The organism is Micromonospora sp. NPDC048830 (genome assembly GCF_043198215.1).
Taxonomy (GTDB): domain Bacteria; phylum Actinomycetota; class Actinomycetes; order Mycobacteriales; family Micromonosporaceae; genus Micromonospora.
Genome location: NZ_JBICUP010000008.1, coordinates 36535 through 60827 on the forward strand (window position 1 = coordinate 36535; position 24293 = coordinate 60827).

Genomic DNA, 24293 nt, shown 5'->3' on the forward strand with positions numbered 1-24293 from the left:
TCCTGACGCTACGGGGACTACTCGTTGACGAGGCTGGTGCCGCCGGACAGCTGCGCCAGCTGGAAGATGACGAACTCGGCGGGCTTCACCGGCGCGACGCCGATCTGGCAGACGACCTGGCCGGCGTCGATGCTCTCGGCCGGGTTGGTCTCCCGGTCGCACTTGACGTAGAACGCCTCGTCGGGGGTGAGCCCGAACAGCGCGCCCCGCCGCCACTCGTTGACCAGGAACGCGCTGATGGTGCGGCGGACCCGAGCCCAGAGCATGTCGTCGTTGGGCTCGAAGACGACCCACTGGGTGCCGTTGAGGATCGACTCCTCCAGGTAGTTGAACAGCCGCCGGACGTTCAGGTACCGCCACGCCGGGTCGGACGACAGGGTGCGGGCGCCCCAGACGAGGATGCCCCGGCCGGGGAAGGCGCGGATGCAGTTGATGCCGAGCGGATTCAACAGCTCCTGCTCCGTACGGGTCAGCTGGGTCTCCAGCGCCACCGCGCCGCGGATCGGCTCGTTCGCGGGGGCCTTGTGTACGCCCCGGTTGGCGTCGTTGCGGGCCCACACCCCGGCCAGGTGGCCCGACGGCGGCATGAACCGGTTGGTGCCGGTCAGCGGGTCGAACACCTTGATCCACGGGTAGTAGAGCGTGGCGTACTTCGAGTCGTAGCCCGCCTGGTCGGTGCGCCACTCCCTGACCTGCTGCGGGGACAGGCCGGGCGGCGGGTCCAGGATGGCCATCCGGTCGCCCATCAGCTCGCAGTGGGCGATCATCGCCGACTGCACGGCCTGCACCGACTCCAGGTCGATCGCGCCGCGCTGGTACGCCCCCATCAGGTCGGGCACCGCGACCATGGTCACCTCGTCGACGGCCTCCAGGCCGCCGAAGCCGGTACGCTCCGCCGCGTCTCCCACGTACTCGTCGGCCGAGACGGTCTCCGGCGCCGAGGTCGGCCCGGGGCCGACGCCGGTCAGCGACACCTCGCCGCCACTGGGCCGGGCCAGTTGGCCGGTCGGCGCAGCCTCCTCGATCGTGATCAGCTTGGACCGCTCGCGGACCACGGTCACCACGTTGTCCTTGCCGCGCTTCGTGGTCACCGACTCGAACGTCTCGACCACCTGGCCGCCGCGCTTGACCACCAGGTTGAACCGGTCCTCGCCGGCGCCCTCCGGCGGGTCGGCGACCTCCACCGAGATATCGTCGGGGGCGCCCTCGGGCAGGGCGCGGGCGACCACCCGGTACGTGCCGAGGATCGCGGCCGGCGGGGGCGCGGCCGGCAGGGCCTCCTCGGCCCGGTCGCCACCGACCCGCACGATGTACGCGGCGCCGCCGCCCTGCATGAAGTACCCGTAGACGGCGTGGCCCAGGTAGCAGTCGGGGGCGAACTCGCCGAAGATCTGCGAGTACTGGCTCCAGTTGGTCACCAGGGTCGGCGTGTTGAACGGCCCCTGCGCGGCGAAGCCGACGAACGCGGCGACGGCGGTGCCGACGCCCTCGATGGGGCGGGAGCCGGACTCCACTTCCTCGACGTACACGCCCGGCGCCAGGTAGTTGGGCATCACGCCTCCTCGTCCCTCAGTCAGGGTCGAGTCGAGCATCGCGCGCCGGTTACGCCGGTCAAACGTCCGCCGGGCCGCTTGATCGGGAAAAGGCCGGTTCCCATATGGGCAACCATGATCGCTGACGAGGGCTCGACGGCTGGCCTCAGCGCCAAGGCGGCATGGGCGACCCGATCGGACTCGGGTCGCCCGACCAACTGGCCTCGTTAGTCGGCCGTCAGGAGGCGGGGCTCGTCGTCCTCTTCCGTCTGGAAGTAAACCTCCGGGCAGGCTGCGACCAACTCTCGGAGCATGTCCTGGAAGTTGTCCGGGCTGATTCGGTCTTGAAAGCCGATGATCGCCTCAAGCGTGGCGTCCAGCCTTTCGCCGTACGCGGGAAAGACGGTGAGCTCGCCGCCGTCGGCACTGACCAGGGTTAACAACAACTCCCGATACTGGTCGTCTTGGGTCACCTCGAGGCTTAGTTGCTCACTCTCGTAGACCAGCGAAGCTCGGTTGAGGATCGTGGCCCCCTCGGCCATCTTCCACCCAGCTGACGTGAGCCTTTCAATGATTCGCCTCTTGTCCCGCTCGTGTAGATCGAGCTGGTCGCTCTGGCCCGCATTCGACACTGTTAGCTGCCCTTCTTGACCTCTGCCTTGTCCAAGGCTGCCTTGACCTCCTGCAGGCACGACTCTAGGCGCTCCTTGTCCTGTTCGGACAGGCCGGCCGCCGGATCGCCGAGCAGGTTCTCAGCGATGATCTTCTGCAGGGACAGTGCCTCGAGCGCAAACCCCTTCTCCCGCAAGGCCTTGAGGACACTGATCATGATGTCCTCGCCCTCGCCGGAGTATGCGCTCACCATCCGGATTGAGAAACTTACATCAAAGCCCTTTGGTTTGAGTTCGTCTTTGAAATCCTGCAGCGCTGGACCGCATGCCTGGCAGGGCCTCCGCGTGAGTGACAGTTGAAGGCTGTATCTGCCCGCAGGGCGGTCGCCTGAAAAATAGCTGCTACGTAGGATGCGGATCATTACCTGTTCCGCGTGATTGCTGCTGTCATCCTTTGATACGCCAGGCCGCCGTCGGGCCGCGAGGAACTTGCCGAGGTTTTCTTCTTTGCCGTCCGGGGTGGTGACGTGGACGATGCAGGCGGTGCGTGGGAAATTAAGTTGTAGGTCGGAAATGCGGAAGACCTGTACCCGACGGAGCGGTGACGCCTTCATTAGGACGTCGAACTCGCCGGGCCGTTTCGGATTTTGCGTGAAGTGAAGCGCCTTGAGCCCTCGGGGCCGGTGCCGGGCATACGCGGCGTCGGCGACCGATCCAACCTTGTCCGGTGATGGGGCCGGGCCTAGGCTCTCTCTAACTTCGCGCGCGAGTTCTTCAGAGGTAACCTTCCCCGTCTTGTCTGCAGGTTCCGGCTTCTTCTTGGCCTTGCTGCCTGCCCTCAGCTTCGCCCATAGCTTCTTGCCCAGCCCGACGATCTTGCCGACCACCCAGTCGACGGCCTTCATGACCGGTTTGCTGAGGGCCTTGAAGAACTTTTGGACCTTCTGCGCGATCCCGCCGATGCCCAGCACCGCGGCGAGCACCCCGATCAGCACCGGCACCGACCGCGCCAGCGCCTTCTCGATCAGCGCCGGCACCCCGCCTGTCCCGCCGCCCGCGATCGCGATGATGGCGTCGAGCACCGAGTTGACGAACTCGATGATCTGTGCGCCCTGGGTCACGATGAACGTGACGAAGTCGATGATCATCTTGACGGCGCGGACGAACGCCGACGCGGGGTTGAGCAGCGAGATGATCCAGGTGATGCCGGCCATCAGCACGGTCGGGATCAGGTACTCGCTGATCTTCGAGAACAGGTTGGCCTTGAGGTCGCCGACCTTGTCCTGGATCTCCTCCCACATGCCGCCGAGGCCCTGGGCCTGGACCTTCTGCACCAGCGGCACGGAACTCTCGACCGCGCTCATCGCCTGCTCGGGCACGCCGCGCTGGACGATCCGGCCGCGGATGGACGCCCAGGTCAGGCCGAGCAGGGAGCCGATCATCAGGACGATGCCGCGCAGGTCGAACTTCGCCGGCAGTTCCAGCCCGGCCCCGGCCATCGCCCCGGTGAGCCAGCCGACGAGGCCCTTCTTCAGGTGCTCGGGCAGGTTGCCCATGAACTGCCGCAGGCCCGCCCCGACCGCGCTCGCCAGGTTGCCCAGGAAGCCGATCGGGTCCTTGATGATCGCCATGACCGCCTGGGCGGCCTTGGCCAGGACACCCATCAGCATGTCCTTGAGCTGCATGATCGTCTTGATGACCCCGGCGACCGCGTCGACAGCCTTGGCGACGAGGCCCTTGTTCTTCTCCTTCTCGGCGGCGATCTCCTCGTCAACCGATTTGAGCGCCTCGTTGTACTTCGACGCGAGGGTCTGCACCAGCTCGGTGCCCTTGCTGTTGACCGACTCGGTCAGCTCGTCGAACTTCCCGGCGAACTCGCCGGCCGCCTCCTTGCCGATCGCCTGGAGGTCGGCGGGGAGCTTGCGCACCTCGGCCTGCAACTCGTTGCGGCCGGCGGCGATGCGCTGCTTGGCCCGGGTCAGCTCCGCGCCGATGACGTCGGCGACGCCGGAGATGACCTGTTGCATCCGGTCGACGTAGCCCTTGCGGGCGACGACGAAGATCTGGTTGGCCTCCTCGGGCAGCCCGGCGAACTTGTCCTTGATCCATCGGCCCTTGCCGATGATTCCCGAGTACCGCTTGTCCTTGTACTCGTCCATCCGCCGCTTGTGCTCGGCGGTGAACGCGTCCCGCGCCGCCTTCTCGCCCGCGCTGAACTTGTCGTCGACCTTCTTGTCCAGCCCGGACAGGATCTCCTCGACGTCCTTCTTCGTGGCGTCGAAGACCTTCTGCAGAACGGCCGTGACCTTCGCCCGCTTGGCCTCGTCTGCGGACTTCGCCTCCTCCTTGCCCGCCCCGACCTGCGCCCCGGCCTGCTTGCGGTCGGTGGCGAGGGCGGCCATCGCCGCCGCGCCCTCCTGGCCGGCGGCCGCCTTCGCCCCGGCCAGGGTCTGCGCCTCGGCCGCGCGCACCTGGCCGGGGGCGGTGGCCGCGTGCTGCTCGGCGGCGTCCTTCTCCTTCAGCGCACCGGTGAACTCCGGCTCGTTGGACTTGGCCAGTTGCTCCTCGGTGACCTGCGCGTCGGCCATCTGCTGGTCGACCTGCTTCGGCCCGTCCGAGAAGTCGGTCGCCGCGGGCGGCGCCTTGTCCGGTACGGCCTTCGCCGGGTCGGGCGTGCCCGGGGTGCCCGGCGGCCGGTCCGCCACCAGGGGCGTGACCTGCTTGTCGACCGCCTTCGAGGTGTCCGGCGGGGCCTTGGTGGTCGTCTCGATGGCGTTCGCAGAGGCTTTCTTGCCGTCGGTGACCTGGCCCTGCACCTGCCCCTTGACCGCGTCGGCCTTGCCGGAGTCGCCGAACTTGTCGGCCTCGTCGAGGTTCTTCGGAGCCTGCGCGGCGATGGCCTCGTTGACCGCGCGGACGAACGCGGCCTTGTCGAACTCGCCCGGCTTGGCGGCGTTCATCTTCTCCGCGTTGGCTGCCTTGCCCTGGGCCTCCTTGTCGTCCTGCGGGGGCTTCGCCGCGCCCTGCGCCCTCGCCGCCTCCGCCTGCGCCGGCGGGTGCGCCGACAGCGACTGCTGCTTGCCGCGTACGTCGGCCTTCAACGCGGCGAACTTCGGATCGGCCTGCGGCCCCGGCCGGTGCACGGGGCCGGCGTCGGTCGCCAGCCGCTGCACCGGCGCGGCCTCCGCCGGCCCGGCGATCCCAGGGGCGGCGGCGGAGGCGGACGTCGGGACGGCACCGGAGGAGGCGGGTCCGGCGGCGCGCTGCGCGGGGACGGCCGGACCGCGCGCCGCGCCGCCCGAACCGGGCCGTCTCGCGGCGGTGCCGGCACCGGACCGGGCGGCGGGCGTACGGGGCGCGGCGGCGCGCCGCTGGGCGACCAGCGCCGCCACCGCCCGGTTGCCTGCCACCGACTGCAACCGCTGGGCGACCGCCGGACTCAACGGGCGCGGGCAGGTTCCGCGTACCTCGGTGGTGGAGGGCTCCGGGTCGACGGCCGTACGCGGGGGTGGGGCCGGCGCGGCGCGGCGCGCGGATTCGCCTCGCTCCTCGGCCGGTGCCTTCACCTCACACCTCCCGGCTCGGTGCACGCGCCTACTCCGCCGCCTCTTCCTCTTCCTCGCCGGACTCCTGGCGCTGGACGTACGTCTGCGCCGACTCGTCCTCCTCGGACATCTCCTCGGCGCGCTGCACCGCCGGGTGGTCGTACCCGTCGTGCCCGTCGTGGTCGACGGACCGCTGCACCGCCGCCGGTGCCGGGGCGGGCGACGCCGGGGCCGACATCAGCCGGTCGGCGTTGGTGACGGCCTCCCGCTCGAACCGGTCCGACGGGTCGCTGACCTTCACCCCGCCGCCGGTGTCGGTGCCGTCCACCGGGCCGCTGCGCTGCTGCACCACGTGCGTCAGCTCGTGGGCGAGCATGTGCTGCCCAGCGGGCGAGGCCGGGTCGTAGCTGTCGCGCTGGAAGACGATGTTCGACCCGACGGTGTACGCCTGCGCGTTGACCGACTTCGCGGAGTCGTGCGCGGCGCCGTCGGTGTGCAGCCGGACGTCGGAGAAGTCCTGCCCGCCGAAGCGCGTCTCCATGTCCGCCCGCACGTCGGCCGGCAGCGGCGACCCGCCGCCGGAGTTGACCACGTCATGCACGGGGGACCGCTCCTCGGCCGGCTCGACCAGCTCGCCGACGGCCCGGTTGCCGACCGCCCGTTGTAGCCCGAGCAGCCCGGACGCGCCGAGGACGTCGGGGCGGCCGGCGGTGGCGGCCTGGTACATCAGCGCGTCGCTCTCCCGGTCGGCGGGGCTGATCCGGTCGCCGGAGGGGCGCACCGCCGCCTCGGAGTCGAACTCACGATGCCCGCGCATGATTACCCCCTGTCGCCGGGTGCATCTCGACCGTGCACCCTGCGGCGGTTCCCCCGCCCGGTCCACCCGGTCCGCAGGAAGGGCAGGCCCGCTGCCCGAAAGGGCGGCGCCACCGCGTCGGGCGCCGCGCTCACCTGCCGGTTCGACCCGGTGGCGGGCTTGCCGGGCGCGCATACCATCGGCGCCAGCGGGGACCGTCCATGTTGTACGGGAGAACCCATGCGCCTTCGTCGCTCGGCACGCCGTACCCCGTCCCAGCGGCGGCGTCCCCGGCCCGGTGAGCCCGCCCGCAAGAGGTGGTGGCAGGGCCTGGGACTCAAGACCGCCCTCATCGGAGCGCTCGTCCCGCTCCTCGTCACCGCCGCGTGGGCGCGGGGCCTCGTCCTGGTGCAGGACCTGATCGACCCGCGCCCGAGCGCCTCCACGTCGCCGACGCCCTCGGCGGCCGCCGGCGGCCTGAGCCCGGAGCCGTCGACCAGCCCGTCACCGCCGAACCAGGAGCCGAAGCCGACCGGCGAGCCGACGGGCGACCCGACCGACGACCCGACCGAGGAGCCCGACCCGAAGCCGTCCCCGACGGTGAAGCCACCGCCACCGCCGTCGCCGACCGGCCCGGTGATCGTCACCGATCCGGTGCGCCGGAGCGGGACGCTGGTCATGGCCGACTACACGGCGTACGACCTGGACTCGAAGGCCGCCGACTGGAACCCGACCAAGGACGACTGGGGGCCCAACCGCGACGTCGGCTACGCCTCCTGGTGGCCCGACGCCAGCAACGACGCCGTGGTCAGCCGCGAGGACCCGAGGTACGCGGCGTCGCTGCCCAGGGACAGCGACCCGTGGCGGCGCGCCGACTGCGTCCGCGCCCGGTACGGGGAGCCGTCCGCCCGCCCGATCGGCGACCGGCTCCTCGTGGGGCGGGGGATCTGCGTCGTCACCTCGGACGGCCGGTACGCGCTGCTGGTGGTTACCAGGTCCGTCAACCACCAGCTCACCGTCCGGGTCACCGTGTGGGAGTGAGCGGCCCGGTCAGACGGCCAGCCCCAGGTACGGGCCGAACTCGCTCTCCAGCGTGAGCCGGCCGAGCTTGCGGTACTCCCGGCCGACCGCGCCGATCAGCTCCGCCATCCCCACCGGGCGGCCCGCCCCGGCGGCCAGGTAGCCGGCGGTGACCGCGGCGGAGCGGATGTGCCCGCCGGCCAACTCGAACGCCCCGGCCAGGAAGTCCAGGTCCACGTCGGCGGCGCGGGGCACCCGGTCGCCGAGGCAGCGGTCCCACAGCGCCCGCCGGGCCGCCTCGTCGGGCACCGGGAAGTCCACCACCACGTCCAGCCGGCGGGTGAACGCCTCGTCCAGGTTGGCCCGCAGGTTCGTGGCCAGCACCGCCAGCCCGTCGAACGTCTCCATCCGTTGCAGCAGGTACGCGCTCTCGATGTTGGCGTACCGGTCGTGCGCGTCGCGGACCTCGGAGCGCTTGCCGAAGATCGCGTCCGCCTCGTCGAACAGCAGCACCCCGTTCACCCCGGCCGCCTCGCCGAAGATCCGTTCCAGGTTCTTCTCGGTCTCGCCGACGTACTTGTCCACCACCGTGGCCAGGTTGACCGTGTACAGGTCCAGTCCCAGGCTGCCGGCCACCACCTCGGCCGACATCGTCTTGCCGGTGCCCGAGTCGCCGGCGAACAGGGCGGTCACCCCGTGCCCGCGCCCGCCGCCGGGCCGCATGCGCCACTCGCGCAGCACCCGGTCCCGGTGCCGGGCCCGCCCGGCGAGCTCGCGCAGCAGCGACAGCGTCGGGGCGGGCAGCACCAGGTCGTCCCAGCCGACCTCCGGCACGATCCGCCGGGCCAGCCGCTCCAGGCCGGCCGCGTTCTGGGTACGCGCGCCCGCGCGCAGGTGCGCCTCGCCGACCGGCTCGCCCGACGCGGCGGCGAGCTGGACGGCCACCGAGGCGGCCCGCCTGATCGCCGGCGCGCCCAGCACGAACTGCGCGGTCGCGGCGGCCGGGTCCAGTCCGTCGGCGAGCCCCCCGGGCAGGGCGGCGCGCCACACGGCCGCCCGCTCGTCGGCGGTCAGCGGCGCCACGTCCACCTGCACCGGGGCGAGCGCCGTCCACGCCGGGTCCCACGGCTGCGTCCCGTACGCCAGCACGGGCACGGCGCCGGCGGTCAGCCGGGACCAGACCGCCCACGGCTCGCCGCCCTGCACCGGCCCGACGACCAGCCCCGCGCCGGTGAGCAGGGCCTCCCGCACCAGCACGGTGGCCAGCTCCGCCGGCTGCGGGTCCGCCGCCAGCCGGGGCAGGTCGACCGCGAGCGCGCCGCGGCCGGCCCGGGCGAGCGCGGCCACCGCGAGGGCCAGGGCGCTGCCGCCGGGCCGCTCCCGCAGGTACGCCAGCCGCGTCCCGGCCCGCCCGAGCCGCGCCGCCCCGGGCGGCTCCGGTCCGGCCGCCTCGACCGGCTCGGCGAGCCCGACCAGCGCCGGCTCGGGGGCGTCGGCGCCGAGCAGCCAGCCGCCCACCCGGTCGGGCACCCACAGCCCCCGGGACAGCAGCGACCGGTCGGGGGAGTCGACGCGCAGCAGGGCCAGGTCGACCAGCGGGGCGCTGGCGGCGAGCCGCAGCCGGCCGGCGGGGGCCGCCTCGGGCAGCCCGCACAGCCGCAGCGCCAGCCCGACCGAGGGGCGGCGGCGGGTCACGTCGTCGTTGAGGTAGCCGTAGAACTGCTCGAACCGGCTGTCCACGTCGGGGGCGAGGGCCACCAGCAGCAGCGCCTCGTCCAGCGGGGTCAGGCCCGCCGCCCGGGCCAGCGCCGCCAACGGGTCCGGCCCGTCGGGCGGCCGGTCCGCCGGGACGTCCGGCTGCCTGTCGGCCGGCCGGTCCTCCGGGCCGTCGGGAAACCCGGCGGCCGGTCCGTCCGGCGCGTCGGGCCACGGGTCGTACGGGGCCTCGGGCCACGGGTCGTAGGGCTCCCGGCCGGCGGCCAGCGCGGCGTCGACCGCCTCGTCCGACAGGTACAGCCCGCGGAACGGGTCGTCCGGCTGCGGGTCGGTCTCCCGGCGGCGGGCCACCGCGGCGCGTACCGCGAGTTCCACCCGCTGGAGGCGGCGCAGCAGCGCCGGCGACGGGCCGGCCACCGCTCAGCCCCCGGCCCGGGAGGGGCGGTGCCGGACCCGGTCGCCCGCGCCGCCGCGGGTGGTGTCGGCGACCTCGGCGGCCAGGCCGTCGCGGGCCGGCGGGCCGGCCTCCACCACCCGGCCGCTGTCCACCGGCGCGCTGATCACCACGTCGAGCGAGGGCTTCAGCTCCCCGCCCAGCGCCGTCCACACGTCGGCGAACGCGCGGTCCTCGGGCGGCGGCAGCGCCACGGTCATCGGCACCGGCATGCCGAGCGCGGCGACCGAGCCGGTCAGCACGGGCGGCGGCAGCGCGTCGAGGCGCAGGAAGCACAGCAGCAGCGAGGAGAGCAGCCGGTGCTCGTCCTCGGGCCGCTGCGTCCACGCGGTGACCAGGTAGGACAGCTTCACGTAGCGGGGCGGGGCCACCCGGCGGGTGACCTGGCCGCGCTCGTCGTACTCGTTGACCAGGCCCCGGGACCGGCGGCGCAGGTCCTCACGGATGTCGTAGAGGTAGACGTTGACGGTAGGTGCGTTGCGCCGGGCCGCCCACTCCTTCGTCGGCGCCTCCAACACGATGTCCACGCTGGCGCCGGCGAGGGCCTCGTCGCGGACCAGCCGACGCAGCGCGTCGTCGATCTCGTGGATCACCCGCTCACCCCCGCCCGCGCAGCAGCGGCGGGGCCAACCCGCGCGGCACCACCAGGAACGGCTCGTCGGCGCGTACCGGCCCGAAGGCCCGGCCGGTGACCCGGGTGGCGGTCAGGTCCCGCGGGCCGAGCTGGTCCTTGCGCAGGATCAGCACCTGCGCGCGGAACGTGCCGTCCGCGCCGGCCGTCACGGTGTCCGGGGTAGCCGTGATGCCCGGGCTCCAGCGCAGCCGCACCCGCGCCCCCGGCGGGAAGCCGGCGCCCACGGCGGCGGTGACGAACCCGGGCGGGCCGATCGCCGGGTCGAGGCGTACCCGGGGCGCCAGCACCTGCACCGGCGCCCGCGCGGTACGGGTCGCCGACACCTCCCGTACGGTCGCGGTGAGCCGCCCGGTGACCACGGCGGCGACCGCCGCCCGGGCGGGCAGCGTGACGGTGACGACCTGCTGCCCGCCGGGGCCGAGCGTGCCGAGCAGGCAGAGCCGGCGGCTGGCGCCGCAGCGTGGGTCGGCGCCGGACGCGGGGAGCAGCGGGTCCGGCGCGGTGACCTCCAGCCAGACGTTGTCGGCGGGCAGCCGACCGCCGTTGCGCACCGTGAACGTGACCGGGACGGCGTCGCCGCCCAGGTAGGCCGGTTGGTTGCCGACCGAGACGGTGAGGCTGAGGTCGGGCACCGGCAGGCGCTGGAAGGCCGGCTCCGCGCCGACCTGGCGGATGACCGTGGTGGGCCGGCCGCCGCCGCTGGGCAGCACGGCGATGTCCGGTGGCTCCTCGGAGCCCTGGAGGGTCACCGCGATGCGCCGCCCGTCGGGGGACCAGGCGGGGTCGGCCACCGACCGGCCGGCCCGGTCCTCGGGGGCGAGCGGGTGCCGGGCGGCGGAGCCGTCGGGGGCCACCACGCACAGGTCGGACGGGGCGCTGCTGTCGGCGAACGCGATCGCGGAGCCGTCCGGCGACCAGGCCGGCGACGTGTCCGTGGCGCGACTCGGGCAGCCGGCGCCCACCCGGGCGCTGAGGTCGGTCTGGTCGCCGACGGTCAGCGTGCCGCCGGCGCCCGCGTCGAGCCGGGCGAGCCAGATCCGGGCGCCGGTGGCCCGCGGGTCGGCCACCACGATCAGGGCGGTGTCGGAGCCGGTGCGGCCGGCGTCGTCGGTGGCCGTGCAGGTCACTACGGTCTGCCCGATCGGGAACAGCGAGCCGGACGGGGGCTCGCACCGGACGGGCAACGGCCGGCCGGTCCTGTCCACCGCCGTGGCCTGGTAGGTCACCCGGGTCCCGGCCGGCCCCGTCGGCGCCACCTCGACGTCGTCCACCTGCACGAACGGCAGCGCGGGATCGGCGACCCGGACGACCAGCTCCTGCGTGGCGTCCGCCTCGGGATCCGGCGGCTCCAGATCGAAGCGGATCGTGCAGCGCAGCACCGAGCCGGGCGCCGCCGCGGGCGCGACCGACACGATCTCCTCGAACTCGGCCGGGGTGCCAGCTTTCACCTCGTCGGCGTCGGGGTCGAACGCGACGGAGAGTCCCTCGTCGCAGCTCGGGCGCGGTTGGACGGTGATCATGAGATCCCGGATGGCTTTCTTGATCGCGCCAACCATCTCCGTCGCGGTGCTGTCTTCCGTGAATTTTCCGCCCGTCTCCTTGGCCAGCCGTTCGGCCACCCCGTCGAACTTCATTCCGTTCTCACCCGCGGTGCTCTCGATCGACACTGCGATGAGGGCGATCCCGGTGTCCCGCAGGCTGGCCAGCAGGGTGCTCTCCTCGATCACGGTGCCGTCGGGCGCGGTCTTGTCCCGGCTGTTGGTGTCGCTGATCAGCACGACGATCCGGCTGCTGTCCGGTCGGAAGCCGACCCGGTCCTGCGCGGCGATCTGCCGCAGCGCGTAGAACCAGTTCTCCTCGCCGAAATCGCTTCCCGCGTCCAGCGCCCGGACGGCCCGGAGCATGGCGGCGTCGTCGGCGGTGATCTGCTGCCGGGGCCGGTACATGTTCGGGTCGTAGGCGCCGGTCTCACCGTCGCGGCCGCTGAAGGTGGCCAGGCCGAACTGCGCTTGCGACTGGCTCTTGCGGACGTCTGCGATGACGTCCGGCAGTCGCGCCTTGAGCTGGCTGATGACGGTTTCCCCGCCGGGCTCCGCGGGCTTGCCCATCGAGGAGGTGTCGTCGACCAGGAAGAAGATGTCCGGGCGAGGCGGGATCGGGGGCGTCTCGACCGACTGCTCCACCTCGAACGTGCCGCCCGGCAGCGCCGGCCGGTCCACGATCGGGACCGCCAGGTCGCTGTCGCGGGGACTGGCCCGCCGGGAGAAGGCGATCCGCGTACCGTCCGGCGACCAGGACGGCTCGGCGTCCTGCCCGTCCAGGTGGGCGGGCATCGGGATCTCGGCGAGCAGCCGCCCGTCGGCGACCGCGACCGCCAGGATCCGGGACGGGTCCTCGCCGTTCGCCGGGCGGCGGGTGAAGGCGATCGCGTCGCCGGTCGGGGACCAGGCGGGGTCGGTGTCCCGGTCTTCGTCGACCGTGCCGGGCGGGGCGAGCGTGCGCGGGTCGGCGCCGGAGGCGTCGGCGACGACGATCCGGGCGCCCCCGCCCGGCTGGCCGGCGCTGTAGGCCAGCCGGGTGCCGTCGCGGCTGAACGCCGGCCCGGTCTCCTCCAGCCCGGGGCGGGCCGTGTGGTCGCGGCGGTCCCCGCCGGTGGCGTCCGCGGTCCACACGTCGGTCGCGGCGGCCCGCTCGGTGGCCGTCCAGAGCAGGTCGCCGCCCCGCCAGGCCGGGCCGTGCTCGGGCAGCGGGCCCACGGCCACCGGGGTCAGCCGGCCCGCCCGGGCGACGTAGACGTCCCCGGCCGGGTCGTCCCGCGTGGAGGTGAAGGCGATGGCGGTCCCGTCCGGGGACCAGGCGGGCTCGGCCGCGTCGCGGGTCCCGGGCACCGCGCGGATCACCGGGCCGCCCGCCACGGCAACCGTCGCCACCGTACGGGCGGTCGGGTCGGTCGGCGGCGCGAACCGGGTGGTGGTGAAGGCCAGCCGCCGCCCGTCCGGGGACCAGGCCGGCTGCCCCTCGGCGGCCGGGCCGTCGGTGACCCGTACGGGCGCGCCGCCCGCCGCGGGCACCGTCCAGACGTCCCCGGCCGGGTCGGCGCGGGTGCTGCCGAAGGCGATCCGCCTGCCATCGGGGGACCAGGTCGGCCAACTGTCCTCGGCCGGGTGGTCGGTGAGCCGGCGCAGCCCGGAGCCGTCGACCGCCACGATCCAGACGTCGGCGTTGCCGGCCCGGTCGCTGGTGAACGCCACCTGCCGGCCGTCGGGGGACAGGGCCGGATGCCGGACCGTACCGGGGCCGCCGACCAGCCGACGCGGGGCCGCGTCCGGCCGGCGCAGGTACAGCCCGCCGCCCCGGTCGGCCCCGCCCACGGCGGCCCGGCGCCCCACCCACACCAGCCGACCGGCGCGCGCGTCGACGTCGGCCTCCGCGTCGACGCGCTCGGCCGTCGTCAGCAGCGGCCGCGGGTCGCCCCCGGCGGCGGGACGCAGCATCAGGGTGGGGCGTTCCTCGCCGCGGTAGCCCAGCCGGTAGCCCACCTCGGCCGCCGGCGGCGCGGCGGCCGGCGGCGGCGGACCGGGCGGCTCGGGCGCGGCCAGGGCCGGCCCGACCAGCACCCCGAGCGCCATGACTGCCCAGCGACGGTTGCCCCAGCGCACGACACCTCCCGTGGTCACCCCTGCCACCACGGTGGCGAGCACCGGCGGGTCGGGTAGCGCCGGTCCGTGCCGGCCTGCGGGCAGCGCGGTCTGCCCGAACGGGCAGCGCCACCTCAGATCAGGCCGTTGCGCAGCGCGTACGCCACGGCGTGGCAGCGGTTGCGCAGGTGCAGCCGGTTCGTCACGTCGTGCAGGATGTTCTTGATCGTCCGTTGGGAGTAGGAGAGCTTCGTGGCGATCTCCGCGGTGCCGAAGCCGTCGGCGACCAGGCGCAGCACCTCCACCTCGCGGTCGGCCAGTCCCGAGAACGTCAGGCCGCGCGGCCCCAGCACCTCCCGTTGCAGCGTCCCGACCTGCTGGAGCAGCCGGCCGAGCAGGTCCGGCGGGACGGCACCCTCCCCGGCCGCGGCGGCCCGGATCACCGCGACGAGCCGGTCGGCGCTCGCCTCCGACCGGCGGACGATCCCCGCGACGCCGTGCTCCACGGCGGCGACCAGCCCGGCGTCGTCCACCTGGGTCACCACCAGCACCAGCGCGGACGTTCCCCGGCTGCGCAGCGCGCGCAGGGTCCGCAGGGTCGGCTCGTCGATCCCGTCGGTGACGACCACCGCCACGTCGGCCTGGTCCGCCTCGGCGTCGTCGAGCAGCAGCACCTCCGGGCGGGGCCGCAGCTGACTTACCACGCCGGCGCGGGAGATGACGTCGGTGGAGGACAGGTGGACAGGCACACGTCGCATGAGTTCCCCCAAACGCACTCGGTGAGGCGATCGATGCGCCGAGTATCGCGGCCGGCGCCAATCGTGCAGTCAACGTGGACTCAACGGACCCCGGTTCGTGCCCCAAGGTCTTCCTCCGCGGCGGATTGAACCGGCGTCGGCGTCCCTACAGTCACGTCATGACCACGGACGCGAACCTGGACGCCGACTTCGTCGAGGTCAGCCCGGGCGGCGAGGCGACCTGCCGCCTGGAGGTGCGCAACGACGGCCCGATCGTCGAGTCGTACACCATCGAGGTGCTCGGGGACGCGGCCGGCTGGGCCCGGGTCGAGCCGGCCGCCGTGACGGTCTATCCCGGCTCGACCGAGTCGGTCACCGTCCACTTCGGCCCGCCCCGCTCGCCCCGGGTGCCGGCCGGCGAACGCCCCTTCGCGGTGCGGGTCACCCCGGCCGAGAACCCGGACGCCCGGGTCGTGCCGGAGGCCGTCGTACGGGTGCTGCCGTACGCCGAGATCGCCCCCGAGATCCTGCCGCGCACCTCGCGCGGGCGCTGGGGCGGCCGGCACGAGGTGTCGGTGGCCAACCTGGGCAACGCCCCGATCGGGGTGGCCCTGGCCGCCGGCGACCCGGACAACCGGCTGCGCCTCGCGGTCCGCCCGGCGCAGCTCGCCGTCGCCCCCGGCGAGGCGGCCTTCGTCCAGGTGCGCGCCCGTTCTCGCCGGCTGCTGTGGCGCGGCCACCCGGTGACGCTGCCCTTCCAGGTCGCGATCACCTCGGACGACGCGCCTCCGGCCACCATGGACGCGGCCACCGTGCAGGAGCCGGTGCTGCCGCAGGGGCTGGGGCGGGTCGTCGCGGCGTTGGTGGTCCTGGCGCTGCTGGGCGCCGGCCTGTGGTACGCGCTGCTGCGCCCCACCGTGAAGTCCCTGGCCGAGGAGGCCGCGCAGGATCAGGTGGCTCCCGTCGCACGCCAGGCGAGCGCGGCCGACACCAAGGCCCAGCAGGCGGTCGACGCGATCTCGCCGCGCCCGTCGGGGCCGACCCCGGGCAACCCGGTGCTGCCACCCTCGCCGACGCCCACCACGCGCCCGGGCCTGCCCGCGGTCCCGCCCGGCGGCACGTCCTTCAGCCGCCGCCTGGCGGTCACCGCCGGCGGCGGCAGCACCCGCACCGACCAGTACACGGTGGCCTCCGGTCGGGTCTTCGTCCTGACCGACATCTTCCTGCAGAACCCGCAGGGCGACGAGGGCCGGCTGGACCTGGTGGTGGACGGCACGACGGTGCTGACGGTGGCACTGAACAACTTCCGGGACCTCGACTACCACATGGTCTCGCCGATCGAGGTGCCCGCCGGCCGGGTGATCAGCCTGCGGGCCACCTGCCGTCGGGCGGGCACCGCCCTGGACGGCGCGGGCGGCGGCGGGGGCCAGTGCCGGGACTACGCCCTGCTCAACGGCTACACCCGCCGGTCGACCACGGCGGCACCCTAGGCGCCGGGCGCTCGGCCGCGGCCGGCTGACCCGGCAGGCGGGGCTCCTCGGCGGGACGGCGGCGGTGAGCATGTCGGGCCCTGTGGAGCTGCCCCGTCGGTGCTATCGGCGTGGCGGCGGTGCCCGGGCCTCCCGCATCTGCCCGAGTTTCCGACTGCGCCCGCGCCTCCAGGCGGGCTGACCCCGCCGAACGGGGATGGCCGGCCCACCCGTGCGGCCAGGCCGGCCGGGCCCTGCGCCGGCAGTGCGAGCGGTGGCGTAGGCGGGGCAGCTCCACAGCGTCCGCCGGCAGGTCCCCGACTGCCGCGCGGGTCGCGTACCCGGGCTCGCCCGCGCGTCCGGCTCGCCGCATGGGTCGCGTACCCGTCGGGGCGCTTGAACCGGGCGGGCCCGGCGCGGATGCTGTAAGGCATCCATCTATGCCGATGTTCGGAGGCCCGGATGCGTCGCCTTCCCCTGCTCGCCCTCCTGCTCGCCCTTCCCCTGCTCGCGCCGCCGACCGGCGCCCACGCCGCCGCCCCGGCGCCCGCCACGTCCGCCGTGCCCGCCACGTCCGCGCCGTCCGCCGCCGCGCTGGCGGCCACCGGCCCGGCCGGCACCACCTGGACCGTGGAACCGGCGACCGGCCGGACCACCGTCACCGTCGACGACACCGTGAGCGGCAGCCAACTGGCCGCCCTGCGCGCCAAGCTGGCCGGCACCGACGCCGTGATCCGGCCTGGTGGCTGGTCCTGGCGGTGGCGGTGGCGCTGCTGGCCCTGCTGGCGCCCGGCCGGCTGAGCACCCTGATCGCCGCCGGCCAGGCGATCTACGCCGGCGGCGGGGGCCGCTGCTCGCGGCAGCCCGGAGGGCATGGCCGGCTGGATCTGGGTACGCGGCCACAACCTGGAGTGCCGGTGGCCGTCGGTCGCCTGCGCCCGGGACTGGTGCGCGGCCGGTGTGGTGCTGGCGGAAGTGGCGCTGCTGGTGCCGTACCCGTGCTGGCAGGTGGAGTGGGCGACCAGCCGGCAGGCGCGGACGACCATGGCGCGGTTCCTGGGGGTGCGGGTGTGACCGCGCACGGCGCCACGGAGAACACGCCGTCCGGTCCGGATTCCACCAGGCCGCAGGCCAGCAGGCGGGAGAGTGCGTCTCCGGCGGCGCGGGTCGGTCGTCCAGGCGGCCCTGGTGGGCGCGGATCATCACCACGGTCGCCTGCGGCCGCCCGGGGTGTGCGATGTCGCAGGTGTCGCGGTGCTCCGAGGGGGGAGGGGCGTGGGCTTGGCGCGGCCACTGTGGAGCTGCCCCGCCAGTGCTACCAAGCCTCCGCGGCGGCGGTGGCACGAACGGGGCAGCTCCACAGCGCCGCAACCCGACGGTGCTCCGGTGACGCCCGGTCCGGCCGCGCCGTTTCCCGTGCGTCAGGACGCCGCGGCCGTCAGCCCTCCACCCAGCCGTGTCGCCGGGCCAGCGCCAGCACCCGGGCGCGCACCGCCACGATCTGTGCCCCGGTCAGGTCCGGTACGCCGGTCAGCAGCGCCTCCGTGGTCTCGGCGCTGAGGGCGCGCTCGGTGAGCACGTCGCAGAGGCCCTCCTCGTCGTCGGCCCCGCCCGCCTGCCCGGGCTCCCGGCCGCGTCCGGCCACCGCCGTGCCGGGCCGGACCGACCCCGCCCGCTCGCCGGCCGCCGGGGCCGCGCCGAGCACCCGTACCGTCAGGGCCTTCGGCCCGCGGTCGCTCTCCACCGCCTCGTACTCCACCGGGACGCCGGGCGCCATCGCCCACTTGTCACCGTCCACCGTGTTCGCGTGTACGAACACGTCGTCCCCGCCCGTGTCCGGGGTGATGAAGCCGTAGCCCCGCATCTCATCGAACCGCACTACCCTGCCAGTCAGCATTCCGTTCCCACATCCGTCGGCCCACTCCGCGCGCCCCGACCGCCGGGTCGGTGCACGTCAAAGTGTGACAGCCGACCCCGCCGCCCGGCACCCGTACGTTACCCCCACCGGCACCGCCCCGTCGTACGGCGGGGCGGCGCGCGCCCGTACGGCGCTTTAGCATCGGCGGATGTGATCGAGCAGATCCTGCCTCCCGCCGTGGCGGTGGCCGAGTCCTTCACCGACCCCGCCGGCCTGACGCCGCATCCCCAGGAGGAGCCGCTGGTCGCGGCGGCGGTGGAGAAGCGACGCCGGGAGTTCACGACCGTGCGGCACTGCGCCCGCCGGGCGCTGTCCGAGCTGGGCGTCGCCCCGGTGCCGATCCTCACCGGTACGCGCGGCGCGCCGGTCTGGCCGGCCGGGATCGTGGGCAGCATGACGCACTGCGACGGCTACCGGGGTGCCGTCCTCGGCCGTGTGTCGGCGTTCGCCACCCTGGGCGTGGACGCCGAGCCGCACGCGCCGCTGCCGGAGGGGGTGCTCGAGGCGATCGCGCTGCCGTCCGAGCAGGCCCGCGGCGCCGCGCTGGCCTCGACCCACCCCGGCGTGTGCTGGGACCGCCTGCTGTTCAGCGCGAAGGAATCCGTCTACAAGGCGTGGTTCCCGCTGACCCGGCGGTGGCTGGACTTCTCCGAGGCGGACATCACGGTCGACCCGGCCGGGACGTTCGTCGCCCGCCTGCTGGTGCCGGGCCCGGTCCTCGGCGGCGTGCCGGTCGCCGCCTTCACGGGCCGCTTCCTGGTCGACGGCGGCCTGGTCCTGACCGCCATCGCCGTTCCCGCGGTCGCCGGCTGAGCCGGGCACACCGGTCAGTCGGCGGCCAGCCGTGACTTCTGCACCTTGCCCATCGCGTTGCGCGGCAGCGCGTCGACCAGCCGTACCTCGCGGGGCCGCTTGTGCGCCGACAACTGCCGGGCCACGAAGTCGATCAGCTCCGGCCCGTCCACCCCGTCGGCCACCACGTACGCGGTGACCTGCTGGCCGAGGTCGGCGTGCGGGGTGCCGACCACGGCCGCCTCGCGTACGCCGGGGTGCGCCAGCAGGGCGTCCTCCACCTCGCCGGCCCCGATCCGGTAGCCGCCGCTCTTGATCAGGTCGGTGGCGGCCCGGCCGACGATCCGGTGCCAGCCGTCCGGCTCGACCGTGGCGACGTCCCCCGTGCGGAACCAGCCGTCGGCGGTGCGGGTCGCCGCGTCGGCGTCCGGGCGGTTCAGGTACCCGTCGAAGAGGGTCGGCCCGCACACCTGGAGTTCGCCCATCGCCGTCCCGTCGGCGGGCACCCGCGTGCCGTGCTCGTCGACCAGCCGGGTCCGTACGCCGGGCAGCGGCACCCCGACGGTGCCCGGCCGGCGCGGCGAGTCCGCCCGGGCGCTCACCGTGATCAGGGTCTCCGTCATCCCGTACCGCTCCACGACCCGGTGACCGGTCAGCGCGGCGAGGTCGGCGAAGACCGCCGCCGGCAGGGCGGCGCTGCCCGAGACGAGCAGCCGCGCCGAGCGCAGGGCGCGGGCCGAGCCGGGGTCGGCGGCGATCCGCGACCAGACCGTGGGGACGCCGAAGTGGACCGAGCCTCCGGCGGCGGCGTACCGCTCGGGACGCGGCCGTCCGACGTGGTGCAGCCGGCTGCCCAGGCGCAGCGGCCCGAGGACGCCGAGCACCAGGCCGTGTACGTGGAACAGCGGCAGGCCGTGCACCAGCAGGTCGTCGGGCGTCCAGGCCCAGGCGTCGGCGAGCCCGTCCAGGCAGGCGGCCACCGCCCGCCGCGAGAGCATCGCGCCCTTCGGTGCCCCGGTGGTGCCGCTGGTGTACAGGATCAGGGCCGTACGCTCCGGATCCGGCTCGGGGTGGACGGTGTCCGAGCGGCGATTCAGGGCGACGGGAACCCGCGGCGGGCCGGCGGCGTCGGCGCCGCGGTCCCGGCCCGCCGCGACGAGCAGCGCGGCGGCGGCGGAGTCGCGCAGGATGTGGTCCCGCTCCATCGGCCCGGCGTCCGGCGGCACCGGCACCACCGCCGCACCGGCCAGCAGCGCGCCGACGACGCCGACCACCGTTTCCAGGCTCGCCGTGGCCTCGACCGCCACCCGGTCCACGCCGCGCAGGTCGTCGGCCACGGCCGCGGCGAGTCGCCGCAGCTCCACCCAGGACACCGCGCGGTCGTCCACCCGGATCGCCTCGGGGCGCTCGTCGGCGGACTCGGACAGCCAGGTCAGCAGCGGCATGGTCGGCGCACCTCTCCACCTGCCCGGGCGAATCCCGGACGCCCCGACCGTAGCCGGGCAGCCGGCTCAGCGCCGGTCGGGGGTGAGCCGGTGCGTCAGCGCGGTGTGCCGGCGGCCCGTGCCCGCCGTACGGACCGCGATGGCCAGCGCCTTGCGCGAGCCGGCCAGCACGACCAGGCGCCGGGCCCGGGTGACCGCCGTGTAGAGCAGGTTCCGCTGCAGCATCGTGTACGCGCTCATGGTCACCGGAACCACCACCGCCGGGTACTCGCTGCCCTGCGAGCGGTGCACGGTGATGGCGTACGCGTGCTGCAACTCGTCCAGCTCGTGGAACTCGTAGCTGATGTCCTCGTCCTCGTCGGTGCGGACCACGAGGGTCTGCTCGTCGGGGTCGAGGGCGGTGACCACGCCGACCGTGCCGTTGAACACGCCGGCCGCGCCCTTGTCGTAGTTGTTGCGGACCTGGATCACCTTGTCGCCGACCCGGAAGACGCGTGCGCCGTGCCGACGCTCCGGCGTGCCCTCGCGCTGCGGGGCGATCGCCTGCTGGAGGAGGGTGTTCAGGTTCGCCGCGCCGGCCGGGCCGCGCAGCATCGGGGTGAGCACCTGCACGTCGCGGGGGCGCAGGCCGAACCGGCGGGGGATGCGCCGGGCCACGATGTCCACCACCTGCTCCGCGGTGACCTCGGGGTCGTCGCTGGGAAAGAGGAAGAAGTCCGGGTGCTCCCCGAACAGCGGGGCCTGCCCGGCGTTGATCCGGTGCGCGTTGACGACCACGCCCGACTCCTGCGCCTGCCGGAAGATCCGGGTCAGCCGGATGCGGGGCACGCCGTCGGCCGCGAGGACGTCGCGCAGCACCTCCCCGGCGCCCACCGACGGCAGCTGGTCGACGTCGCCGACCAGCAGCAGGTGCGCCCCGGGCGGCACCGCCTTGACCAGCTTGTTGGCCAGGATCAGGTCCAGCATGGACGCCTCGTCGACCACCACCAGGTCGGCGTCGACCGGGTTGTCCCGGTCGAAGGTGGCGTCCCCACCGGGGCGCAGCTGGAGCAGCCGGTGCACGGTCGTCGCGGCGTGCCCGGTCAGCTCCGTCAGCCGCTTGGCGGCACGGCCGGTCGGCGCGGCCAGCACGATCTTCGCCTTCTTCGCCGCGGCCAGTTCGACGACCGACCGGACGGTGAACGACTTGCCGCAGCCCGGGCCGCCGGTGAGCACCGCCACCCGGGAGGTCAGCGCCAGCCGTACCGCCTGCTCCTGCTCCGCTGCCAGCTCGGCGCCGGTGCGGGCCTTCAGCCAGGCCAGGGCGCGCCCCCAGTCCACGCCGGCGAACGCCGGCATCCGGTCGACCGGGTCCCGCAGCAGTCGCAGCAGGCTCGCGGCGAGCGCCGACTCGGCCCGGTGGAAGGGGACCAGGTACACCGCCGGGATGACCCCGCCCTCGCTGCTCGGGTTGGGCACCGCCTCGCGGACGACCCCCTCCTCGGTCGCCACCAGCTCGGCCAGGCCGGCGGCCACCAGCTCCGCGGGCACCTCCAGGATCGTCGCCGCGTCGGCGACCAGGTTCGGCTCGGGCAGGTAGCAGTGCCCGGCGTCGGCGGCCTCGGAGAGCGTGTACCGGATGCCGGCGCGCACCCGCTGCGGGCTGTCGTGCGGGATGCCGACGGCCCGGGCGATGCCGTCGGCCGTCCGGAACCCGATGCCCCACACGTCGGCGGCCAGCCGGTACGGATCCTCGCGCACCACGGTGACCGAGGAGTCGCCGTACTGCTTGAAGATGCGTACCGCGTGCGAGGTCGAGACGCCGACGCCCTGGAGGAAGACCATCACCTCCTTGATGGCCTTCTGCTCCTGCCAGGCCGCGCCGATCGCCGCCGTGCGCTTCTTCCCGAGGCCGTGCACCTCGACGAGCCGCCCGGGTTCCTCCTCGATCACCCGGAGCGTGTCGACGCCGAAGGCGGCCACGATGCGGGCGGCCATCTTCGGGCCGATCCCCTTGATCAGGCCGGAGCCCAGGTAGCGCTCGATGCCCTGGACGGTGGCGGGCAGCACCGTGGTGCAGCTGTGCACCTCGAACTGCCGGCCGTACCTGGGGTGCGACCCCCACCGGCCGACCAGCCGCAGCCGCTCGCCCGGCTGCGCGCCGGGCAGCGGGCCGACCACGGTGAGCAGGTCGTCGCCGGACCGGTCGGTGGCCACCCGGGCGATGGTGTACCCGGTCTCCTCGTTGACGTACGTGACGCGTTCCAGCACCGCCTCCAGCACGGCGCCCCGGGCGGGGGCGGCGGGGGCGGCCGGCGGGCCGGCGGTCGGCGCGGTCGGGTTGGCGGACATCGCAACGATGATGGCAGACGGCGGTCGTGCGGTTTCGTCGGTACGATCTCCGGCTCGGCGGATTAGCGGGCGAACAGGAAGTGGTGGGGCCGTCAGAGGCAGAGCCGGACCGGACGGTCCGCCCGCTCAGGGCAGAGGACGGCAGATGCCCCGCGCGTGGTCGGTGACGGCCGCGCCCACCACCGTGGCCTCCAGCGGCAGCATCTCCAGGCAGCGCCGCACCGCGGCGGCCATCAGCGCGTTGGGCACCCGCATCGACAGCGTGCAGTGCGGCACCCAGCGTCCGGGCTGGTAGTGCTCCACCAGCCCGATGCCCGCCCGGGCCAGCCGGTCGTGCACGAGGGCCTGGTGGGCCAGCAGTTCGGCCGTGGGGGCCGGCCCGAGCCACAGCACCCGGCCCACGAACTGCCCGGCGTGCTGGAACGACAGCCGCAGTGGGGCGGCCACCACCGTGCCCTCCAGCGCGGCGGCGACCCGGTCCGGGTCCAGACGCGGGGCGACCGCGAGGGAGACGTGCGGCCGGTGTCGCTGCTCCAGCAGGGAACGCATGCTCTGCACCCCCTCGGACTCCAACGCGTCCCACAGCACCCGGATCCGCCGGGTGGCGTCGATGTCCAGATACAGCTCCAGTGCCGCGACCACGTCGATCACCCTAGGGCCCGAGGTTTGCCCGGGTGCGCACCCCGGCCGCGGGGCAGCGGCCGTACAACCCGGTGGGGGCACACGTCGGCGCGGTCTGGCCGTCGGACAACGCCATCATCGCGGCCGGGCTGCGCCGCTACGGCTGCGACGAGGCGGCGGCGCGGATAGCCGCCGGCATCTTCGACGTGGTGGAGGCGATGGGCAGCCCGGTGCCGGAGGCGATCGCCGGGTACGACCGCGACCTGACCGACTACCCGGTGCGGCTCCCGAACGCCGGCCGGGACGGTGGCACCGGCGCCGTCGGGGTGGCCGGCTGGGTGGGGCCGGGCGGCAACGGCAGGGCCGGGGTCCGGGAGGGCCGCCCCGCCGGTCGACCGTTCTCGTCGGGTCGATCGCTGTCGCCGGCTGGGCCGGTCGGCTTCGAACCGGCCGCCGCGTCCAGCGTTTCGGCGCACCAGGCCACCACCCTGTCCGGGGCGCCGGCGGCGGCGACCAGTTCGGCGTAGCGCGGCTTGGCCAGCACCCGGCCCGGGTCCCTGGGGGCATCGGCACGCAACTGTTGGCACAACCGCACGAGCGGCGCGGCGGGGACGCGGGTGCCGGCCGGGGACCCGGCGGGGTGCGGGCTCGGCCCGCCGGACGCCGAGGGACGGCCCGTGGCGGGGGGCGAACTCCCGGGGCCGACGGCGGGCCCGTCCGGCCCGGGCGCCACCGCGTGCGCGGCGGCGAGCGCGACCCCGCCGGTCGCCGCGAGGGCCAGCGCGGCGAGGCCGGCCTTCGCGCTGACCAGGCCGGCGAGGAGCGTACGCCGGCCGTCGAGGGCGGTCACCGGCGCGGGCGGTGCCGCGCGGGCCACCCGGTACGCGTCCAGGGCGGCACGCTCGCCGCGCAGTTCCTCGGGGCGGGCGGCGGCGCGGAGGGCGGCCAGTAGCCGCACGAGCGGGTCGGCGCCGTCCCGGGAACCGACGGCGCGACCACCCAGCAGGCGCTCGAGGGTCTCTTGGTCCATCCGC

At 74.7% G+C, this 24293-nt stretch carries 19 protein-coding genes; 7 read left to right on the forward strand and 12 right to left on the reverse strand.

All coding sequences use genetic code 11. The features are described 5' to 3' along the window. Positions 1 to 17: 17 nt before the first annotated feature. The 4 genes from ACGFIZ_RS10105 to ACGFIZ_RS10120 all read right to left on the reverse strand — a co-directional run bounded on the left by ACGFIZ_RS10105 (position 18) and on the right by ACGFIZ_RS10120 (position 6505). Positions 18 to 1553, reverse strand: coding sequence for a phage tail sheath family protein (locus ACGFIZ_RS10105; RefSeq protein ID WP_393417715.1), 1536 nt, complete (start codon positions 1551 to 1553; stop codon positions 18 to 20). A gap of 206 nt (positions 1554 to 1759) precedes the next feature. Further along, positions 1760 to 2164, reverse strand: a complete 405-nt coding sequence (locus tag ACGFIZ_RS10110) for a hypothetical protein (protein ID WP_393417717.1) — start codon at positions 2162 to 2164, stop codon at positions 1760 to 1762. Positions 2165 to 2166: 2 nt separating this feature from the next. After that, the gene (locus ACGFIZ_RS10115) at positions 2167 to 5709 is read right to left on the reverse strand and encodes a hypothetical protein (RefSeq protein ID WP_393417719.1); all 3543 of its coding nucleotides are present in this window, start codon (positions 5707 to 5709) and stop codon (positions 2167 to 2169) included. A 28-nt stretch (positions 5710 to 5737) separates the two neighbouring features. Continuing rightward, on the reverse strand, positions 5738 to 6505 hold the full coding sequence (locus ACGFIZ_RS10120) for a DUF4157 domain-containing protein (RefSeq protein ID WP_393417721.1): 768 nt from the start codon (positions 6503 to 6505) through the stop codon (positions 5738 to 5740). A 219-nt stretch (positions 6506 to 6724) separates the two neighbouring features. Between ACGFIZ_RS10120 and ACGFIZ_RS10125 the strand changes: the two genes are divergently transcribed. Further along, positions 6725 to 7525 (forward strand): hypothetical protein, encoded by an 801-nt coding sequence (locus tag ACGFIZ_RS10125; protein ID WP_393417723.1) that lies wholly within the window; start codon positions 6725 to 6727, stop codon positions 7523 to 7525. A 9-nt stretch (positions 7526 to 7534) separates the two neighbouring features. Here the strand turns inward: ACGFIZ_RS10125 and ACGFIZ_RS10130 are convergent, their stop codons facing one another. The 4 genes from ACGFIZ_RS10130 to ACGFIZ_RS10145 all read right to left on the reverse strand — a co-directional run bounded on the left by ACGFIZ_RS10130 (position 7535) and on the right by ACGFIZ_RS10145 (position 14704). Beyond that, entirely contained in the window at positions 7535 to 9637 is a 2103-nt protein-coding gene (locus ACGFIZ_RS10130) for an ATP-binding protein (protein WP_393417725.1), read from the reverse strand. A 3-nt stretch (positions 9638 to 9640) separates the two neighbouring features. Next, positions 9641 to 10267 carry a DUF4255 domain-containing protein gene (locus tag ACGFIZ_RS10135; RefSeq protein WP_393417727.1) on the reverse strand — a complete coding sequence of 209 codons (627 nt, stop codon included), beginning with the start codon at positions 10265 to 10267 and terminating at the stop codon, positions 9641 to 9643. 4 nt (positions 10268 to 10271) lie between these two features. After that, positions 10272 to 13985 (reverse strand): VWA domain-containing protein, encoded by a 3714-nt coding sequence (locus ACGFIZ_RS10140; RefSeq protein WP_393417729.1) that lies wholly within the window; start codon positions 13983 to 13985, stop codon positions 10272 to 10274. A 95-nt stretch (positions 13986 to 14080) separates the two neighbouring features. Continuing rightward, positions 14081 to 14704 carry a LuxR C-terminal-related transcriptional regulator gene (locus ACGFIZ_RS10145; RefSeq protein ID WP_393417731.1) on the reverse strand — a complete coding sequence of 208 codons (624 nt, stop codon included), beginning with the start codon at positions 14702 to 14704 and terminating at the stop codon, positions 14081 to 14083. Positions 14705 to 14862: 158 nt separating this feature from the next. On the opposite strand from ACGFIZ_RS10145, the gene ACGFIZ_RS10150 reads away from it, so the two are divergent. The 3 genes from ACGFIZ_RS10150 to ACGFIZ_RS10160 all read left to right on the forward strand — a co-directional run bounded on the left by ACGFIZ_RS10150 (position 14863) and on the right by ACGFIZ_RS10160 (position 17226). Next, complete coding sequence (locus ACGFIZ_RS10150) at positions 14863 to 16173, forward strand: hypothetical protein (protein ID WP_393417733.1); 1311 nt, start codon at positions 14863 to 14865, stop codon at positions 16171 to 16173. 441 nt (positions 16174 to 16614) lie between these two features. Further along, positions 16615 to 16953 (forward strand): hypothetical protein, encoded by a 339-nt coding sequence (locus ACGFIZ_RS10155; RefSeq protein WP_393417735.1) that lies wholly within the window; start codon positions 16615 to 16617, stop codon positions 16951 to 16953. A gap of 72 nt (positions 16954 to 17025) precedes the next feature. Continuing rightward, the gene (locus ACGFIZ_RS10160; RefSeq protein WP_393417993.1) at positions 17026 to 17226 is read left to right on the forward strand and encodes a hypothetical protein; all 201 of its coding nucleotides are present in this window, start codon (positions 17026 to 17028) and stop codon (positions 17224 to 17226) included. 364 nt (positions 17227 to 17590) lie between these two features. Here the strand turns inward: ACGFIZ_RS10160 and ACGFIZ_RS10165 are convergent, their stop codons facing one another. After that, positions 17591 to 18049, reverse strand: a complete 459-nt coding sequence (locus tag ACGFIZ_RS10165) for a cold-shock protein (protein WP_393417737.1) — start codon at positions 18047 to 18049, stop codon at positions 17591 to 17593. A 171-nt stretch (positions 18050 to 18220) separates the two neighbouring features. Between ACGFIZ_RS10165 and ACGFIZ_RS10170 the strand changes: the two genes are divergently transcribed. After that, positions 18221 to 18883 carry a 4'-phosphopantetheinyl transferase gene (locus ACGFIZ_RS10170; RefSeq protein ID WP_393417739.1) on the forward strand — a complete coding sequence of 221 codons (663 nt, stop codon included), beginning with the start codon at positions 18221 to 18223 and terminating at the stop codon, positions 18881 to 18883. A 14-nt stretch (positions 18884 to 18897) separates the two neighbouring features. Here ACGFIZ_RS10170 and ACGFIZ_RS10175 read toward each other — a convergent pair whose 3' ends face one another. The 3 genes from ACGFIZ_RS10175 to ACGFIZ_RS10185 form a co-directional block, all read right to left on the reverse strand. Beyond that, on the reverse strand, positions 18898 to 20307 hold the full coding sequence (locus ACGFIZ_RS10175) for an acyl-CoA synthetase (RefSeq protein WP_393417741.1): 1410 nt from the start codon (positions 20305 to 20307) through the stop codon (positions 18898 to 18900). A 66-nt stretch (positions 20308 to 20373) separates the two neighbouring features. Then, positions 20374 to 22638, reverse strand: a complete 2265-nt coding sequence (locus tag ACGFIZ_RS10180; RefSeq protein ID WP_393417743.1) for an ATP-dependent RecD-like DNA helicase — start codon at positions 22636 to 22638, stop codon at positions 20374 to 20376. Between the two features lie 126 nt (positions 22639 to 22764). Further along, positions 22765 to 23280, reverse strand: a complete 516-nt coding sequence (locus tag ACGFIZ_RS10185; protein WP_393417745.1) for a 2'-5' RNA ligase family protein — start codon at positions 23278 to 23280, stop codon at positions 22765 to 22767. A gap of 32 nt (positions 23281 to 23312) precedes the next feature. Between ACGFIZ_RS10185 and ACGFIZ_RS10190 the strand changes: the two genes are divergently transcribed. After that, positions 23313 to 23786 carry a hypothetical protein gene (locus ACGFIZ_RS10190; RefSeq protein WP_393417747.1) on the forward strand — a complete coding sequence of 158 codons (474 nt, stop codon included), beginning with the start codon at positions 23313 to 23315 and terminating at the stop codon, positions 23784 to 23786. Positions 23787 to 23995: 209 nt separating this feature from the next. Continuing rightward, on the forward strand, positions 23996 to 24211 hold the full coding sequence (locus ACGFIZ_RS10195) for a hypothetical protein (RefSeq protein WP_393417749.1): 216 nt from the start codon (positions 23996 to 23998) through the stop codon (positions 24209 to 24211). Positions 24212 to 24293: the final 82 nt, after the last annotated feature.